11 protein-coding genes are annotated in these 16,592 nt (G+C 62.3%); 8 read left to right on the top strand and 3 right to left on the bottom strand.

Annotated features, from left to right (window positions below; all coding sequences use genetic code 11):
* Positions 1 to 66 precede the first annotated feature (66 nt).
* From BLR80_RS07910 to BLR80_RS07885, 6 genes are all read left to right on the top strand, one after another.
* Positions 67 to 1,767 carry a potassium channel family protein gene (locus BLR80_RS07910; RefSeq protein WP_092078337.1) on the top strand — a complete coding sequence of 567 codons (1,701 nt, stop codon included), beginning with the start codon at positions 67 to 69 and terminating at the stop codon, positions 1,765 to 1,767.
* The gene (locus BLR80_RS07905; protein ID WP_092078334.1) at positions 1,764 to 3,023 is read left to right on the top strand and encodes a putative DNA modification/repair radical SAM protein; all 1,260 of its coding nucleotides are present in this window, start codon (positions 1,764 to 1,766) and stop codon (positions 3,021 to 3,023) included. The genes BLR80_RS07910 and BLR80_RS07905 overlap by 4 nt, the downstream gene beginning before the upstream one ends.
* Complete coding sequence (locus BLR80_RS07900) at positions 3,023 to 3,805, top strand: TIGR03915 family putative DNA repair protein (protein WP_092078331.1); 783 nt, start codon at positions 3,023 to 3,025, stop codon at positions 3,803 to 3,805. The genes BLR80_RS07905 and BLR80_RS07900 overlap by 1 nt, the downstream gene beginning before the upstream one ends.
* The gene (locus BLR80_RS07895; protein ID WP_092078328.1) at positions 3,796 to 5,475 is read left to right on the top strand and encodes a sensor histidine kinase; all 1,680 of its coding nucleotides are present in this window, start codon (positions 3,796 to 3,798) and stop codon (positions 5,473 to 5,475) included. The genes BLR80_RS07900 and BLR80_RS07895 overlap by 10 nt, the downstream gene beginning before the upstream one ends.
* Complete coding sequence (gene btsR / locus BLR80_RS07890) at positions 5,472 to 6,188, top strand: two-component system response regulator BtsR (RefSeq protein WP_092078325.1); 717 nt, start codon at positions 5,472 to 5,474, stop codon at positions 6,186 to 6,188. The genes BLR80_RS07895 and btsR overlap by 4 nt, the downstream gene beginning before the upstream one ends.
* Before the next feature lie 156 nt (positions 6,189 to 6,344).
* Positions 6,345 to 7,778, top strand: a complete 1,434-nt coding sequence (locus BLR80_RS07885; RefSeq protein WP_092078323.1) for a carbon starvation CstA family protein — start codon at positions 6,345 to 6,347, stop codon at positions 7,776 to 7,778.
* A gap of 437 nt (positions 7,779 to 8,215) precedes the next feature.
* Here BLR80_RS07885 and BLR80_RS07880 read toward each other — a convergent pair whose 3' ends face one another.
* The gene (locus tag BLR80_RS07880) at positions 8,216 to 9,730 is read right to left on the bottom strand and encodes a hypothetical protein (protein ID WP_092078320.1); all 1,515 of its coding nucleotides are present in this window, start codon (positions 9,728 to 9,730) and stop codon (positions 8,216 to 8,218) included.
* Between the two features lie 204 nt (positions 9,731 to 9,934).
* On the opposite strand from BLR80_RS07880, the gene BLR80_RS07875 reads away from it, so the two are divergent.
* A complete protein-coding gene (locus BLR80_RS07875; protein WP_092078317.1) occupies positions 9,935 to 10,726 on the top strand; it encodes an enoyl-CoA hydratase/isomerase family protein in 792 nt (263 codons plus the stop codon).
* Between the two features lie 45 nt (positions 10,727 to 10,771).
* Here BLR80_RS07875 and BLR80_RS07870 read toward each other — a convergent pair whose 3' ends face one another.
* The gene (locus BLR80_RS07870; protein ID WP_092078314.1) at positions 10,772 to 11,536 is read right to left on the bottom strand and encodes a SapC family protein; all 765 of its coding nucleotides are present in this window, start codon (positions 11,534 to 11,536) and stop codon (positions 10,772 to 10,774) included.
* Positions 11,537 to 11,687: 151 nt separating this feature from the next.
* Positions 11,688 to 12,986, bottom strand: coding sequence for a cytosine deaminase (locus BLR80_RS07865; protein WP_092078492.1), 1,299 nt, complete (start codon positions 12,984 to 12,986; stop codon positions 11,688 to 11,690).
* A gap of 301 nt (positions 12,987 to 13,287) precedes the next feature.
* On the opposite strand from BLR80_RS07865, the gene BLR80_RS07860 reads away from it, so the two are divergent.
* Positions 13,288 to 16,542, top strand: a complete 3,255-nt coding sequence (locus BLR80_RS07860; RefSeq protein WP_171906377.1) for a S8 family serine peptidase — start codon at positions 13,288 to 13,290, stop codon at positions 16,540 to 16,542.
* Positions 16,543 to 16,592: the final 50 nt, after the last annotated feature.

Genomic DNA, 16,592 nt, shown 5'->3' with positions numbered 1-16,592 from the left:
CGCGGGATGGATTTTGCCGCCGCCTTCGGGGTATGATGAGAACTCACCCGACCTGCCGGAGCCTTCATGAAATCCTTTGCCGCGGAACTGGCCTATTTTGTACGCGGCCGCGCCCGTCAGAACCTGAAGGTTCTGGCGCTTTACGGCCTGTTCCTGCTCGTTCTGATTTTGCTCTACGCCAGCCTGTTCCGCTACCTGATGCTGGAGCTGGAAGGCCGCGAATACTCGTTTATCGCCGGCATCTACTGGACCATCACGGTGATGACCACCCTGGGGTTCGGCGACATCACCTTCCATAGCGACACCGGTTTCATCTTCGCCACCCTGGTTACCCTCTCCGGCGTGATCTTTCTGCTGATCATCCTGCCCTTTGGCCTGGTCAGCCTGTTTCTGGCGCCCTGGATCGAACAGCGCCTGCGCTACCGCCCGACCTACGAACTGGCCGCCAGCACCAGCGGCCACATCCTGATCTTCGGCATCGACCCCATCATCCGCGCCTTCATCCGCAAGTTGCAGGCCCGCAACCTGCTGTTCGTGGTGGTGACGGACAATTACGACCAGGCCCTGATGCTTGAAGAACAGGAGGGCTTCAAGGTGGTCTACGGCGCTCCCACCGATGCCCAGGTGCTGCGCGGCCTGCGGGTGAAGACGGCGCGTTATGTGGTGGCCAATCTGTCCGACCCCGAAAACGCCAACGTCTGCCTGACCCTGCGCAGCCTGTGCCAGACACCGGTGGTGACCCTGGTGCGCGACAGCGATCATCAGGAGCTGCTGCGCCTGGCCGGCGCCAACCAGGTTATTGCCCTGCCCCGCATCCTCGGCCGCTTTCTCGCCACCCGTGCCACCACCCACGGCGCCATGGCCCACGTGCTCGACAGTTTCGGTGCGTTGCAGATCGCCGAAATCCCCCTCTATGGCACCCCCTTTGCCGGCAAAACCCTGGCCGAATCCGCCATCCGCCAGCAGACCGGCCTGTCGGTCATCGGTCTGTGGCGGCGAGGCCAGCTAAGCCTGCCCACCCCCGACAGCATTCTGGCGCCCGACAGCCTGGCGCTGCTGGCCGGCAGCCGCGAACAACTGCAGGCGCTGGAACTGCTCATCGGTAACCCCACGGCCGATGATCTGGTCTTCGTTCTTGGCCATGGCCGCATCGGCTGCGCTGCCGCCACCTTTCTCGAACGCAAACCGGTACCCTTTGTGCTGATCGACCAGCGGCGCAGCACCAGCTGCCGCAAGCATGTGCCGGTTTACGGCGACGCCACCGACAGGGAAACCCTGCAGAAGGCCGGCTTTGACCGGGCCAGCGGTGTCATCGTCACCACCAACGATGACAACACCAACGTTTTTCTCACCCTGGCCAGTCGCCATCTCAACCCGCACATCCGCATTGTCGCCCGCGCCAATCAGGATGAAAACATCGATCAGCTCTATGCCGCCGGCGCCGATTTCGTCGTTTCCAACGCCTCGGTGGGCGCCACCATTCTGATGAATCTGCTCGATCGCAAGGAATCGGCATTTTTAAGCGAAGGCATGCATCTGTTCCGCCGGCCGGTGCCGACCGAACTGATCGGCAAAACCCTTGAAGCCTCGCGGCTGCGACCTGAGCTGGGTTGTTCGGTAGTAGCGCTGAAAAACGCCGCGGATGAGATGAATACCACCCCGGAACCGAAAACCCTGCTGCAGGCCGATCTGACCCTGCTGCTGATCGGTAGCGCCGAGCAGGAAAAGGCCTTCGACCGGCGATACCCGCGCACGGAGAACGCATGAAGGCCCTTTCGTTGCAACAGCGCATCGCCCTGCTGGCTGAAAGCGCGCGCTACGATGCCTCCTGCTCCTCCAGCGGCAGTGCCCGTGGTGGGCGGCTGGGGCAGAATCTGCCGGCCGGCTGCTGCCACAGCTGGTCGGCCGACGGCCGCTGCATCAGCCTGCTGAAGATTCTGCAGAGCAATCACTGCCTCTACGATTGCGCCTACTGCATCAACCGCCGCAGCAACGACATCCCCCGCGCCAGCCTGACACCGGCCGAACTGGCCGATCTGACAGTCAATTTCTACCGCCGCAACTATATTGAGGGCCTGTTTCTCAGCAGCGGGGTGCAGCGCCACCCCGACTACAGCATGGAGCAGATGCTGGCAACGGTGCGCCTGCTGCGCCAGCAGCACGGCTTCGGCGGGTACATCCATCTGAAGGTGGTGCCGGGCGCCGATCCCCGTCTGGTGGCCCAGGCCGGCGCGCTGGCCGACCGTGTCAGCGTCAATATCGAACTGCCCAGCGAACCGAGTCTGCGCCTGCTGGCACCAGACAAGGACCGCGACGCCATTCTGCAGCCCATGCGCCAGCTGCGCGACGGCATCAGTGCCTGCCAGGCGGAACGGCGCAAATCTGCCAAGGCGCCGCTATTCGCACCGGGCGGCCAGAGCACCCAGCTGATTGTCGGCGCCAGTGCCGAAAACGACTGGCAGATCCTGCGTCTGTCCGAAGCTCTCTACGGCAAGCTGGCGCTGAAACGGGTGTACTATTCCGCCTTTGTGCCGGTGCAGGCCGACAGTCGTCTGCCCGCCCTGCAGCAACCGCCCCTGCTGCGCGAGCATCGGCTCTATCAGGCCGACTGGCTGCTGCGCTTCTATGGTTTTTCAGCCGACGAGCTGCTCGATGGCAACGCGCCCTGGTTCGATCTGCAGCTTGACCCCAAGGCCTGCTGGGCCCTGCGCCACCGCGACTTCTTTCCCGTCGACATCAACCGCGCCGACAAAACCGCCCTGCTGCGGGTGCCCGGTATCGGCCTGCGCTCGGCCCAGCGCATCGTCCAGGCCCGCCGTGTCGGCCCCCTGCGGCTGGACGACCTGAAGGGGCTGGGTGTGGTGCTCAAGCGGGCGCGTTATTTCATCAGCCTGTCGGGGCGCTGCCCGGCCGATCTCGATCCCCAGTCGGCGCGGCTGGCCCAGCGCCTGCTGCCCCACCCCGGCCAGAGCCCGCCACCCCAGCAACTGGAACTGTTTTCCGCCATCAGTGGAGAATTCTGATGCATTACGGTTACGATGGCAGTTACGCCGGTCTGCTCAGCCTGCTCTACCAGCTGTTCCGCAACCGGCGCCAGCCGGACAGCATCCAGCCGCCAGGCGCGGCGCAGAACAGCAGCCTGTTTCCGCCCGAACAGCATTCTTGCGAACCCCGCCAGGCCGATGCGTTACTGATGCAGGTCCGCCGCCATCTGGGCGCGGCGGTCGAATGCCAGCTGCGTCACGCCTTTTTAAGCCGGCGCCCCGGCATCGAGCTGCAACTTTATCACTATCTGGCGCTGGGTTGGCGCCTACGCCGGCGCCTGGACGACCAGCTCACCCATCCGGCGGTACAGAGCGTGCACCAGGCCGCCCGCTTCACCCACCACGAGGTTCACCGCTTCAAGGGCCTGCTGCGCTTTGCGCACTGCCAGCTGGCCGACAACCCTGTCGGTCTTTACTATGGCCGCTGCCGGCCCGACGCCGACATCATCGCCCTGCTGGCCCCCCATTTTCGTCGTCGGCTAGCCGGGCAGCAGTGGCTGATCGAGGATGTCGGCCGTCAGACGGCGGTACTGTGCGACGGCCAACATTGGGCCCTGGGGCAACTGAGCCTGCAACAGCCCGCCGCGGCCAGCGACGAGGAACTGCAATGGCAGGCCCTGTGGCGCACCTTCCACCACCACAGCGCCATTCCCGAACGACGCAACCCGCGCTTGCAACGCCAGTTTCTGCCGCTGAAATACCGCGAATTTCTCTGTGAGCTGCAACCACCCGCTACCGTGGAGCCTGAATCGTGGAGCTGATCCTCGCCCTGCTGCAACAGTTGTCGGTGTTTCTCGTCATTGCCTACCTGTTCAGCAAGTCTCCGGCCTTCAGACCCCTGGCCAGCACCGTGCTGCAACCACGCCACAAGCTGCTGCTGTATGCCATTTTTTCCACCTTTTCCATCCTTGGCACCTATTTCGGTCTGCCGGTGCAGGACGCCATCGCCAACACCCGCGCCATCGGCGCGGTCCTGGCCGGTCTCATCGGCGGGCCCCTGCTGGGCACCGCCGTCGGCCTGACCGGAGGGCTGCATCGCTATGCCCTCGGCGGTTTCACCGCCTTTGCCTGCGGTGTTTCCACCACGGCCGAAGGTCTGCTCGGTGGCCTGGTGCATCTGTATCTGGTGCGCCGTGGCCACGATTCCGAACTCTTCCGCCCGGCACTGGCCTTTGTCACCACCTTTATGGCCGAAGCCCTGCAGATGCTCATTCTGCTGCTTCTGGCCCGGCCATGGCACGAAGCGCTGGCACTGGTGCAAACCATCGCCGCACCGATGATGCTGGCCAATGCGGCCGGCGCGGCCCTGTTTATCAGCATCATGCGCGATCAAAAAAGCATGTACGACACCTTCGGTGTGCTGTTCTCGGCCCGGGCCCTCAACATTGCCGAACACACCCTCGGCCTGTTTGCCCAGGGGGTCGATCTGGCGGCGGCAGCACCGGCCATCGCCCGCATCATCCAGCGCGAAACCGGTGTCGGTGCCGTGGCTGTCACCAACCGGCAGCAGGTATTGGCCTTTGTTGGTCTCGCCGCCGACCATCACCGGCCCGGCAGTCCCATTGCCTCGGACCTGACCCGCCGCGCCATTGCCGAAAACCGTATCCTCTTTGCCGACGGGCTCAGCGAACCCTATCACTGTGTCCTGCGGCCCGACTGTCCGTTGGGTTCGGCACTGGTAGTGCCGCTACGACTCGACAACGAGGTAATCGGCACCATCAAGCTGTATGAACCCAAACACAAGCTGTTTCTCAACCTCAACCGCACCCTGGGTGAAGGCATCGCCCGCCTGCTGTCGGAACAGCTGCTGCGCTCGCGCTATGAAGAACAAAAACGCCTGTTGATCACCTCCGAACTGAAGCTGGCCCAGGCCCAGGTCAACCCGCACTTTCTGTTCAACGCCCTCAATACCATCATCGCCGTACTACGCCAGAACCCGGCCAGGGCGCGGCAACTGCTGCTGCATCTGTCCGACTTTTTCCGCAAGAATCTCAAACGGGCCGGCGACCTGGTGACCCTGGCCGATGAACTGGATCACGTCAACGCCTATCTGGCCATTGAACAGGCCCGCTTCGACGGCCGGCTGCAGATTGAACAGGCCATCGAGCCGGCGCTGCTGAACCTGAAACTGCCCAGCTTCAGCCTGCAGCCGCTGGTGGAGAACGCCATTAAACATGGCTTCAGCCAGCGACTTGAACCGGGCCGGCTCAGTCTGCGCGGCCGGCAGTGCGACAGCTGCGTGATCCTGGAAATCGAAGACAACGCCGGCTGCTACCAGCCCGATCCGGCGCATGACGGTCTGGGATTGTCGCTGGTACACCGCCGCATTCAGAATCTCTACGGCGGTGCCTATGGTCTGAGTGTCACCTGTCAGGCCGATGAATGGACCCGCGTCTGCCTGAAACTGCCATTGCCACAGGAGGCCCCATGAAACGCCGGGCGCTGGTGGTGGATGACGAAGCGCCGGCCCGACAGGAACTCGTCGAGCTGCTGGCAGAAACCGGCCGCATTGAGGTGGTGGCCAGTTGTGCCAATGCCTTCGAAGCCCTGCGGGCGCTGCAGCGCGAAAAACCCGAGCTGTTGTTCCTTGATATTCAGATGCCGGTACTCGACGGTTTCGCCCTGTTGCAGTTGATCGATGAAAGCCTGCTGCCCCAGGTGATCTTTGTAACAGCCTATGACAGCTACGCCCTCAAGGCCTTCGAGGAAAACGCCTGTGATTACCTGCTTAAACCCGTCACAGCCGAACGGCTGAACCAGGCACTCGACCGCCTCGACCACCGCACGGGCCATCCACTGGCCCTGCAGACAGCCCTCCGTCCCCTGCGCCAGCTGCCGTGCAGCAGCACAAACCGCATCCGGCTCGTCGATGTCCGCCAGGTCGAATACGTCGTCTGCGAACTTGGCGGCATCTATGTCGTTACCGCCAGCGACCGGGCCTTCTGCGATCTGAGCCTGAAGATCATCGAACAGCGCACCGCTCTGCTGCGCTGTCATCGGCAGTATCTGATCAACCTCGATCAGGTCGATGAAATCCAGCTGCAGGGTCAGGGCCTGGCCCGCATCCGTACCCGCTCCGGCCAGCTCGTGCCCGTCAGTCGCCGTTATCTGCGCCAGCTTCGCAGCCACATCAGCCAGCTCTGATGCCGCTCACACGACCGCTCAGCCCCTGTCAGCGACCGCTCACCCCCTTCGTGCTGCCACCCACCAGCCAGGGCGCCCGACAATAACGCAACGGGTCTATGCTGGCCGCAAAAGATCAAAAAAAGTTTTATCGATTTTGCAAACGGGAGGTGTGTGATGGCTCTGTTTTTTCTCTGCGTGGCCCTGTTGATTGCCGGTTATTTCACCTATGGCGTTTTGGTCGAACGCATCTTCGGCATTCAGCCCCATCGACCAACCCCGGCCGTACGGCTGGCCGATGGCGTTGACTACATCGAAATGTCACCAACCAAGCTGTTTCTGGTGCAGCTGCTCAACATCGCCGGTCTCGGCCCGATCTTCGGGCCGATTCTCGGCGCTCTCTATGGACCTTCAGCCCTGCTGTGGATCGTGCTCGGCTCCATCTTCGCCGGTGCGGTGCACGATTATTTTTCCGGCATGCTCTCGCTGCGCTACGACGGCAAAAGCGTGCCCGACGTGGTCGGGCAGGAACTGGGCCCCGTTTTTAAACAGTTCATGCGGCTGTTTTCCATTGTGCTGTTGCTGCTGGTGGGCGTGGTATTTGTTCTCGGCCCTGCCAAGCTGCTCGGCAATCTCAGCGGACTGGCCGTGCCGCTATGGGTGGCGCTGATCTTCGGCTACTATTTTCTGGCCACGATCCTGCCCATCGACAAGATCATCGGTCGCATCTACCCCCTGTTCGGCGCGGTACTGCTGTTCATGGCCTTCGGTCTGACGGCCGCCCTCTGGTTCAAGGGCTACCCCATTTATCCCGAGCTCACCCTCGCCAACCTGCATCCGAAAGAACTGCCCCTGTGGCCCCTGATGTTCATCACCATCGCCTGCGGCGCTCTCAGCGGCTTTCACGCCACCCAGTCCCCGCTGATGGCCCGCTGCATGGGCAACGAGCGCTATGGCCGGCCGGTATTCTACGGTGCCATGATTGGCGAAGGCATTGTCGCGCTGATCTGGGCCACCCTCGGCATGTCGTTTTACAATGGTTCGAGCGCCCTGAATGCGGCTCTTGCCAGCGGCGGTCCTGCCACGGTGGTCAACGAAATCTCCACCACCCTGCTCGGCCCCTTCGGCGGCCTGCTGGCCATTATCGGCGTGATCATTCTGCCCATCACCTCCGGTGATACCGCCTTCCGCAGCGCCCGCCTGATCATCGCCGACTTCTGCCGTCTGCCCCAACAGGCCATTCGGCCGCGACTGCTGCTGTCGGTGCCGCTGTTCGCCGTCGGTTTCGCCATCTCGCTGGGCAAGTTCGACATCATCTGGCGCTATTTCGGCTGGGCCAACCAGACCCTGGCCACCATCGTGCTCTGGGCCAGCGCCGCCTGGCTGCTCAAGCGGGCCAGGTGCCACTGGATCGCCACCGTGCCCGCCACCTTCATGACCGCCGTCACCACCAGCTATCTGGCCTACGATCAGATTGGTTTCGGCTTGAGCCTGCCACTGGCCAGCGGCATCGGCATCACCATCGCGATTGGCAGCCTGCTGCTGTTCTTCAACCGGATCGGTCAGGCCAATAGCCGTAGCACCGATCTGGAAGCCGAAGAAATCGCCTGAACCCCCACGGCGACCTTTTTCAAGCCTCCACAAAATAATACGGCCCCGCCTCTGCCAGACAGAGCGGGGCCGTGCATCCAATATAATCCCATTGGCTTTCTTAACCTGTCAGAGCACTGTCAGCGCAGCGGTTTCAACCCCAATAAGGACAGCCCTTTCTTTGTCCTCATCATCGCATCTCTCTTCCCACCGGCGTTTCAGTCAATCGTAGCCTGATTGCGAAGTTTGCCGGCTGGTATTGCCATCGCGCCCTCTCCTGCCCACGGGCTGATTCATTGCTCTAGCAGAATGTTGAAAAAGTCCCATCCGGGGCTTTTTCAACGACGCAAGCCGAAAATGCGATTTCCGTCTTGCTCACAAAATCAATCCATTACGAAGTAATGATTGATTTTGGTCGCCCGTCCATGGGCTCCAGCAGGCTGTTCTTCAACAGCCTGCTAGAACATTGGTGCCGTCTCCGGCAACCGCGCCGAGTCGATCCCCTCGCACAGTTCGTTATCGATGGTCAGGCTGCCCTGGGCATCCAGGGTCACGGTCCAGATGGTGTCGTAATCTGCGGATGGCCAGGCGACATCCAGCAGCAATGAAGAATCCGCTGGGATACCATAGCTCTTGATTAGTTCATTAAGAAACGGCTTGATGTGTCCCGATTCCCAGGCGACCAGAATGGTTTTGTTCGAAAAGGTGCCGCCGTTAAAGAAATATTGACTGGTGGCGATTGCAACATCCGATTGAGTCGGGACATATGGGTTCCCCAACGATACTTTTGCCGCCAGATAGAAAGGCAGGTTGTTGGCGATGGCATAGGGCCATACGGTCAGTGCCGGCCTGACGTAGGAAACCGGGAGAGTAGGGTTGTAGGGATTGACATACCAGACGGCGGCCGGATCGATGGAGTGAACCTCACTGGGGGCGATCTTGCCGCGCAGGGCCGTGGCCAGGTGAAGGGCGCGCCATTGGCCGGCCGCCACGTAGTTGCCGTCATCGAATCCATAGGTCGGATCCGGATGTGCTTCGGCATGGCGCACGATGTAGATGCGCGAATTTGTATTGATATTGGCCGGAACCGTCACCCCTGGCATGCCGTCGTACAGCGTCAAACGGTAGCCATGCTGCAATGAATTGGTGCATGCCGCGCTCGGCACTTCGGCTGGAAGGATCGGGTCGCTGGCCAGCGGGTTCAGGTTGCTATTGTAGGTGATCAGGCTTGGCGTTCCGCTGGCCGGAATGGACAGGGCATAGACGTAATTGGCTCCCTTATAGGTATCCGGCAGCGTAAGATTGTAGCCGTAAGTGTCGATGATGCTGGTCAGCATGACGCTGACCGTTTCCCAGGGGGCTGAAAATACATAGTAGCCGGCCTGCTTTCCATCGATAATACTGGCCACCAGCATATCGTTGATACTGCCGGCATTGGCAAAGTCCATCCCGCCGCAACCGGGGCAGTAGGCAGGCCAGCCGGTCACGAACGCCTCCGGCTTCGCCGCTTGCTCCGGTACCGCGGCCTCATTGGCATAAGAGACGTTGATCGGAAAATTGTTTGCCGTATAGGTGGTCCCGTCATGAGCGACCACGCTGGTGGTCTGGTTGAGCATGGCAAACTGCTGGATGAACCCGATCGCGGTCATGTCGGGGTAGTTGTTGGCGGTCTGCAGATGGCTCATCGGGGAGATGGTGTAGATTTTACTGACATTGTCTCCGCCTAACACCTGCTCCTTCAGGTAACTCGCCAGCATGAGCGAACGCTGCAGCCCCTGGGGGGTGAGGTTTGCCGTATCAGGGTCGATATCCCCCGCATCGCTGTAGGCCAGGTCCGGGGTGACAACGAAGATCAGGTTGACGTTGTCGGCACTTAGTGCCGGACTGGAATCTGAGCCGCCATCGCCACCGCAGGCGGTCAGCAGTGCCACGATAACAAAGGAAACCAGCAAACGAATGCTCAGCATGGCCATGATAATATTCTCCCTTGGGGCGACGTCCGCTCCGAATTGTTTCCTGCTTAAGCTGTCCTGGCTCATTACTAACCACCCCGGGGCGGCCGGGATAAAACACCCGGTTATTCTGCCCTCAACTGGCATGAAAATCATCAGAAAATTATTTTTCTTTTTATTTTCCCGTGAAAAATCGACGCGTTCCTCACATCCAAGGAGAAATCCATGAGCTATCAGAACCTGCTGCTTGATCGCACCGCTGACGGCATCAGCCGCATCACCCTCAACCGGCCGCAACAACACAACAGCCTGTGCCCCGCCACACTGGAAGAACTGGATCAGGCGTTCAGCACCTTGGGCCAGTGCCGCCAGACGCGGGTCATTGTGCTGACCGGTGCCGGCGACAAGGCCTTCGCCGCCGGTGGCGATGTGGCCCGCATGCGGCAGGCCAGCCCGCTGCAGGCCCGCGCCATTGCCCTGCTGGCGGCGCGGCTGTTCGAACGCATCGAAACCCTGCCCAAGGTGGTGTTGGCCGCCATCAACGGCTACGCCCTCGGCGGCGGCTGCGAGCTGGCGCTGGCCTGCGATCTGCGTCTGGCCGCCGACCATGCCCAACTGGGTCAGCCGGAAATCAATCTCGGCATTTTCCCCGGCTGGGGCGGCACCCAGCGCCTGCCGCGCCTGATCGGCGTCAGCCGCGCCAAACGGCTGATGTTCACCGGCGAACGCGTCAGCGCCCAGGAGGCCCTCAACATCGGCCTGGTGGACGAGGTTGTGCCGTCAGCGCAGCTGCTCGATCGCACCGAAGAGCTGGCACGCCAGCTGGCCGACAAGCCGCAAACCGCCCTGGCGTTCATCAAGCAGGCGGTGCACAACGGCATGGAAATGGATCGTGACCGGGCCATCCGCTACGAGGCCGAGCTGTTTGGCCTCTGCTTCAGTCATCCCGACCGGGCCGAAGGCATGGCCGCTTTTTTCGACAAACGACCGCCATGCTGGCAAACAGAAGATGACTGACTAACTCTCTGCTGTTTGTCGACCCCCGCCAGCGGCGGCTCTGTGTTAAAAGCTGAAATGCTCGGGTAATTTATCGAGATCGGGCACGGCGGCAGGCTGTTGCTGGCGCTGGCGCTGCTGCAACAGAGGTAATTTATTCAGAGAGAGCAGGTGGGCATAGACCAGGGCCAGGGTACCCTGCTGGCGCAGGCGCAAAAACGCGCTGTCAGCAAGTTGCGCCAGCTTCTTTTCATCCACCTGCAGCAAACCCTCGATGCGCACGCGCTTACCGCCCTGCTCGGCCTGCAGGGGTATTTCACTCAGCAGTTCGAGCTCTTCCAACAGGGCACAAAAAGCCTGTCCGACGGTGACTTGCTTCTGGTATTCCATTGAAAAGTTGAGGGTTTTTTCGATCAGTTCCGACCGCTTGCCCTCGGCATCAAACAAGGGCGCGCCACCGCTGTCGGCCAGCAAACCACTACTTTCATCAATGCAGAGCAGAAATTGCTGTTGTCCGTCCGCTTTGTCCTCGGTCTGGGCCAGCACAAAGGGATAACGGCGGAACACCGCCGGGATGTAAGGCACCAGCCAGGCATTCTTGTCGTTGAGCAGCAGATTCTTGCCGGCCTCAAGACCTAGCAGACCAAAGGCGGCCACTCCAGCCTCCTTGTTCGTCCGCACAAAGACAATGGGAAAGCTCTGCGCCGCTTGGGGAAATTCGGCCGGCACTAGCGGTACCAGATGTTGCTGACGGGCAAAGGCCCAAGAAGAAAGCGGCAGCAACTGCTTGCCGCCATGACGTTCGAAACTGAGCGGATGAATCGTGGCCATAAAATTTTCTCCTATTTTCGGATTAAAGGATTATTTTCTCGTGCGGATGCCGCGCGGCACCCGACACCCGCTGTGACGCCCGCCAACAACGGCCAACAACAGCGGGGTGGCATTGTTCCCCGCCCGCAGCAAGGCTGTCAAGTCAGGCAGATCAGACCGCGCCCGGCCAGGTCAGATCACAGGGCTGCGACGGGCCATCCAGCTGCAACTGCGGCACGGCGGCGGTGGTGCTGGCGATGACGCGACCGCGCCGCAGCACCCACAGGCGCGGCGGCCGCAGACGCAGCGCATCGAACAGGCTGCGGGCCTGCAGCACAACCAGATCGGCCCGGCAACCCGGCGCCAGACCGTAATCCTGCAGCCCCAGCACGGCCGCGCCGCGTTCGGTGATCAGGGCATAGCTGTCGCGCAGCTGATCGAGGCCGGTCATCTGGCAGGCATGCAAGCCCATGTGGGCGACATCGAGCATGTCGTGGGAACCCAGGCTGTACCAGGGATCAAGCACACAGTCGTGGCCGTAGGCAACATTGATACCGGCGGCCAGCAGTTCCGGCACACGGGTAAGCCCACGCCGTTTGGGATAGCTGTCGTGACGGCCCTGCAGACAGAGATTGATCAGCGGATTGGCAACCACCTGCACCTCAGCCTCGGCCAGCAGCGGCAGCAACTTGCTGACATAGTAATTGTCCATGGAATGCATGGAGGTCAGGTGCGAACCGGTCACCCGGCCCTGCAATCCCAGCCGCTGGGTTTCGAAAGCCAGATTTTCCACCTGCCGCGATTGCGGATCGTCGCTTTCATCACAGTGCATATCGACCAATAATCCACGTTCAGCCGCGATTTCACACAGTTCGCGCACACTGGCAGCGCCTTGCTGTGCCGTCCGCTCGAAATGGGGGATGCCACCGACCACCTCGACACCCAGATCGAGGGCGCGCAGCAGATTGGCGCGGGCGTGCGGGTCGCGCAAAAAGCCGTCCTGCGGAAAGGCCACCAGCTGCAGGTCAAGCCAGGGCGCCATTTCGCGCCGCACCTGCAGCAGCGCCTCCACCGCCAGCAAGCGGTCATCACAGACATCCACATGACTGCGGATATGCAGGGTGCCACGGGCAATGGCCTGATGACAGGCCCGCAGTGCCCGCTGGCGGATGGCTTCGGCGGTCAGTTCGGGCTTGAGCTCCTGCCACAGGGCAATGCCCTCCAGCAGGGTGCCGCTGCGATTCAGGCGCGGCTGCCCCAGACTCAGCGCCGCATCCAGATGAAAATGGCTGTCGACAAAGCTGGGCGACACCAGATAGCCGGCGGCATCCAGCCGGGGCAGTTCCGCCGGCAGCTCCGTTTCCGGCAGGGACGGCGCGATGGTCTGGATGCGACCGGCGGCAATGGCGATATCCATCTCGCCCCGGCCATCAAGGAGCGTGGCGCGACGAATCAGCAGATCAGGTTGCATGGGCACCTCCGGCGGGCAGGAAAAAAGGCCGAAAAGCTCAACCGCACCAGCGGCCGAGCCCTCGCTGACCAGCATAGGGGATCACGGCCAGCACTGGCAAAAGGAAAAGCCGACCGGCAAAAACACACAAAACGAAAAAAATCTTGGCGCGGATTGTTCCCTCTGCTGGCAGCTGTTAAGATCGGAAAGAATTTTCATTGCAAACGCGGCGACCCTGCACCCGGCCAATCCAGCAGATCGTCGCAACCCGGTTGGCAGGCCGCACCGGCCACGTCTGGCGCCACCCCTTCGAGGAGATTCCATGCCATTTTTGCGCTCCACCCATCCCGGCTGCCTTGCCGGTCTGTCGGTCCTGTTCCCGATCCTGTTCATCCTGTTGCTGACCTGCTCCGCCAGTGCCAGTTCGGGCATCACAACCAGCGCGCAGCCCGATGCCCTGTCGCTCTATGTTCTGCAACTCGAAGGAGCGCCGCTCGCCCTGTATCACGGCGAAATCCCCGGCTATGCCGCGACCAGTCCCCGGGCCAGCGGCGGCAGCCACCTCGACCCCGCCAGCCCGACCGCTCGCGCCTATCGGGCCTATCTTGCCGAGCAACGCCATCAGCAGGTGCAGGCGCTGGCCGAGCGGCTGGGCCGCCATCTGACCATTCTGCAGGAATTTGATCTGAGCTTTCACGGTGTCAGCCTGCGACTGACCGCCAGCGAAGCCCGCCAGGCCGCCAGGCAGCCCGGCATTGTGCGCCTGCAGGCTGAACGACAACTTCAGCTGAACCGACAGGCAAGTGCGCAACATGGCGGACAATGGCTGGAGCAACTGGGCGGTCGCCTGGTATTTTCCTTCAAGCCCGCCAGCCGGGTTCTGCTGCTGGCGCTGTTGCTGGCACTGCTGCCCCTGCTCGGCCGTCGCCGGCGGGCACGGCCACTGCTGCTGGGCGCGACCCTGCTGGTACTGGCCAGCGCCTGCGGCAGCGACGATGGCAGCCCGCTGCGCATCGAATGGCCCGACAACAACGACACCACTCCCGGTGTGGCGCTGATCCGCGCGCCGCTGGTCTGGTTCGGCAACGGCAGCCAGAGCCTGCCGCAGGCCACTCAGGGTGAGGGCGTGGTGGTTGGCATCATTGATACCGGCATCAGCCCCCACAGCCCTTCCTTCGCTGAAACCGGCGACGACGGCTACCGCCATCGCAATCCGCGCGACCGTTTTTATGGCGTCTGCGATCCGGCCAACAGCACCCTCTACAATCCGAATTTTCCTTGTAACAACAAACTGATCGGCGCCTGGAACTTTGGTGCCGACACCTACAACGCGGTGGACTTCGATGGCCATGGCAGCCATGTCGCCGCCACCGCAGCCGGCAACTTTGTCACCGAGGCCATTGTCTATGGGCCGTCGGGGCTGAACCTGTCGGCCGCCATCTCCGGCGTGGCGCCCCATGCCAACCTCATCTCCTACAAGGTGGCCAACGCCGATGGCAGCCTCAGCATGACCAGCATTTTGGCCGCCATCGAACAGGCGGTGGCCGACGGCGTCGACGTGCTCAACTATTCCATTGGTGGCGACATTGAAAATCCCTGGAACAGTCTTGATGCGCTGGCCTTTCTCGGCGCCCACGAAGCCGGCATCTGGGTCGCCACCAGCGCTGGCAACAGCGGCCCCGGCGAGGCCACCGTCGACAGCCCGGCCTGCGCGCCCTGGATCACCACGGTTGCCGCCAGCAGCCACGCCGTGGCCTACCAGAACCACATTGAGCTGTCCGGTCCCGTGGCCGAGCTCGAACCCCTGGTCGGACTGGGCCTGTCACGCGGCACCGGCCCGGCACCGCTGATTTACGCCGGTGACTATGGCGACGCCTATTGCGAAGGCCGTTTCACCGCCCCCTTCGCCGGCGAAATCGTCATCTGTGACCGCGGCATCAATGGCCGGGTGGAAAAAGGCCAGAACCTTCTGGATAACGGCGCCAGCGGCATGATTCTGGTCGAGGTCGATCCCGGCGATGACAGCGCCCGCATCACCGATGCCCATCTGCTGCCGGCCAGTCATATCAGCCAGCCTGATGGCGACCGGCTCAAGGACTGGCTGGCCCGCTGTCAGACCCAGGGCGCTGCACTGCTGGCCAGTTTGAGCGGTACCCAGGCCATCGCAGATCCAGCCACTGCCGATGTGATCGCGGCCTTCAGTTCACGCGGTCCCAACCGCGCCGTACCGGCCGTGATCAAACCGGATGTGACGGCGCCGGGCGCCAGTGTCTTCGCCCCGGTGGTCGATGGGCTGGGCTACGCCATCTGGAATGGCACCTCCATGGCCAGCCCGCATGTCGCCGGCCTGTTTGCCCTGCTCAGAGCCCGTCATCCCGAATGGAGCGCCGCCCAGGCCCAATCGGCTCTGATCACCAGTGCCAGCAGCACGCTACGGCGCGACACGGCCGGCAACGCCGCCACCCCCTTTGACTGCGGCGGCGGCCGCGTCGATGCCTGGAATGCCAGCCGTGCCGCCCTGCTGCTGGACGAAAGCGGTGAAAACTTCCGGCTGGCCAACCCGGCGAACTACTGGCTGTCGAATCGGCCCGAAGGTGAACCGGCGGCGCTCAACCTCGCCAGCCTGGCGCAGCACAACTGCATCGACCTCTGCAACTGGCAGCGCGTGCTGACCAACGTCAGCGATCGCGCCAGCCGCTGGCAGGTCAGCGTCACCGCCAGCGCTGGCCTTGTACTGCAGGTCTCACCGCAATCCTTCAGCCTGGCACCGGGACAAAGCCAGACCCTCGACATTCAGGCTGACGCCACGGCCATGGCGCTGGAGCAGTGGGCCTTCGGCCAGATTGAACTGCGGGAGGTCAACAACAACGCACCGGCGGCGCGTTTACCCGTCGCCGTGCGGCGCAGTGGTTACCGGCTGCCGCCGCAACTGGATCTGGTCAGTTCGATGGCCCAGGGCCAGCAGCTGATCCATCGGCTGGAGATTGCCGGCACGGCCAGCATCGCCGCCTTCGGTTTTAAGGCGCCGCAGTTGCAGACAGCAGAACTGGAGCTTGACCCAACCCCGCAAGATCCCTACAACAACGACGGTGGCGTCTGGTGGCACAGCCTTGAGATCCCGCCGGGCACCAAGGCCTTGCTGATCGATCTTTCCTCGCCAACCAGCAGCGATTTTGATCTGGCGGCCGGCATCGGCCCGCACCCCACAACGGAGCCCATCGCCAAAAGTATCACCAGTGCCACGAATGAATGCCTCAACATTCCGGCGCCGGAACCCGGCACCTGGTGGATCGGGGTACACAAAAGTTCCGGCCGCGCCTTTGCGGAGCCTTTCAGCCTGCATTACAGCCTGATCGGGCCGGACGATGCGGCGCTGGAAACCCTGCAGGTTTCGCCTCAAACCAGCCCGGCAGCGCCTTTTGAACTGAATCTGGCCTGGAACCTGCCGGAACTGACGGCCAACCAGCCGTGGCACGCGCTGCTGGAACTGACCCTGCCGGCCGATTTGGCAACAGCCCCCGTACAGATTCCGGTGCGGCTCAAAGGCGAGGCCAACACCAGCAGTGCTTCAGAATAAACTCAGCTATTTCAATGCCTTATGTAAAATTCTTCATCCTCTATCGAAAG

Origin of the sequence: Desulfuromonas thiophila (assembly GCF_900101955.1) — a bacterium.
GTDB classification, from domain to species: domain Bacteria; phylum Desulfobacterota; class Desulfuromonadia; order Desulfuromonadales; family Desulfuromonadaceae; genus Pseudodesulfuromonas; species Pseudodesulfuromonas thiophila.
This window is presented reverse-complemented; position numbering and strand designations above follow the sequence as displayed.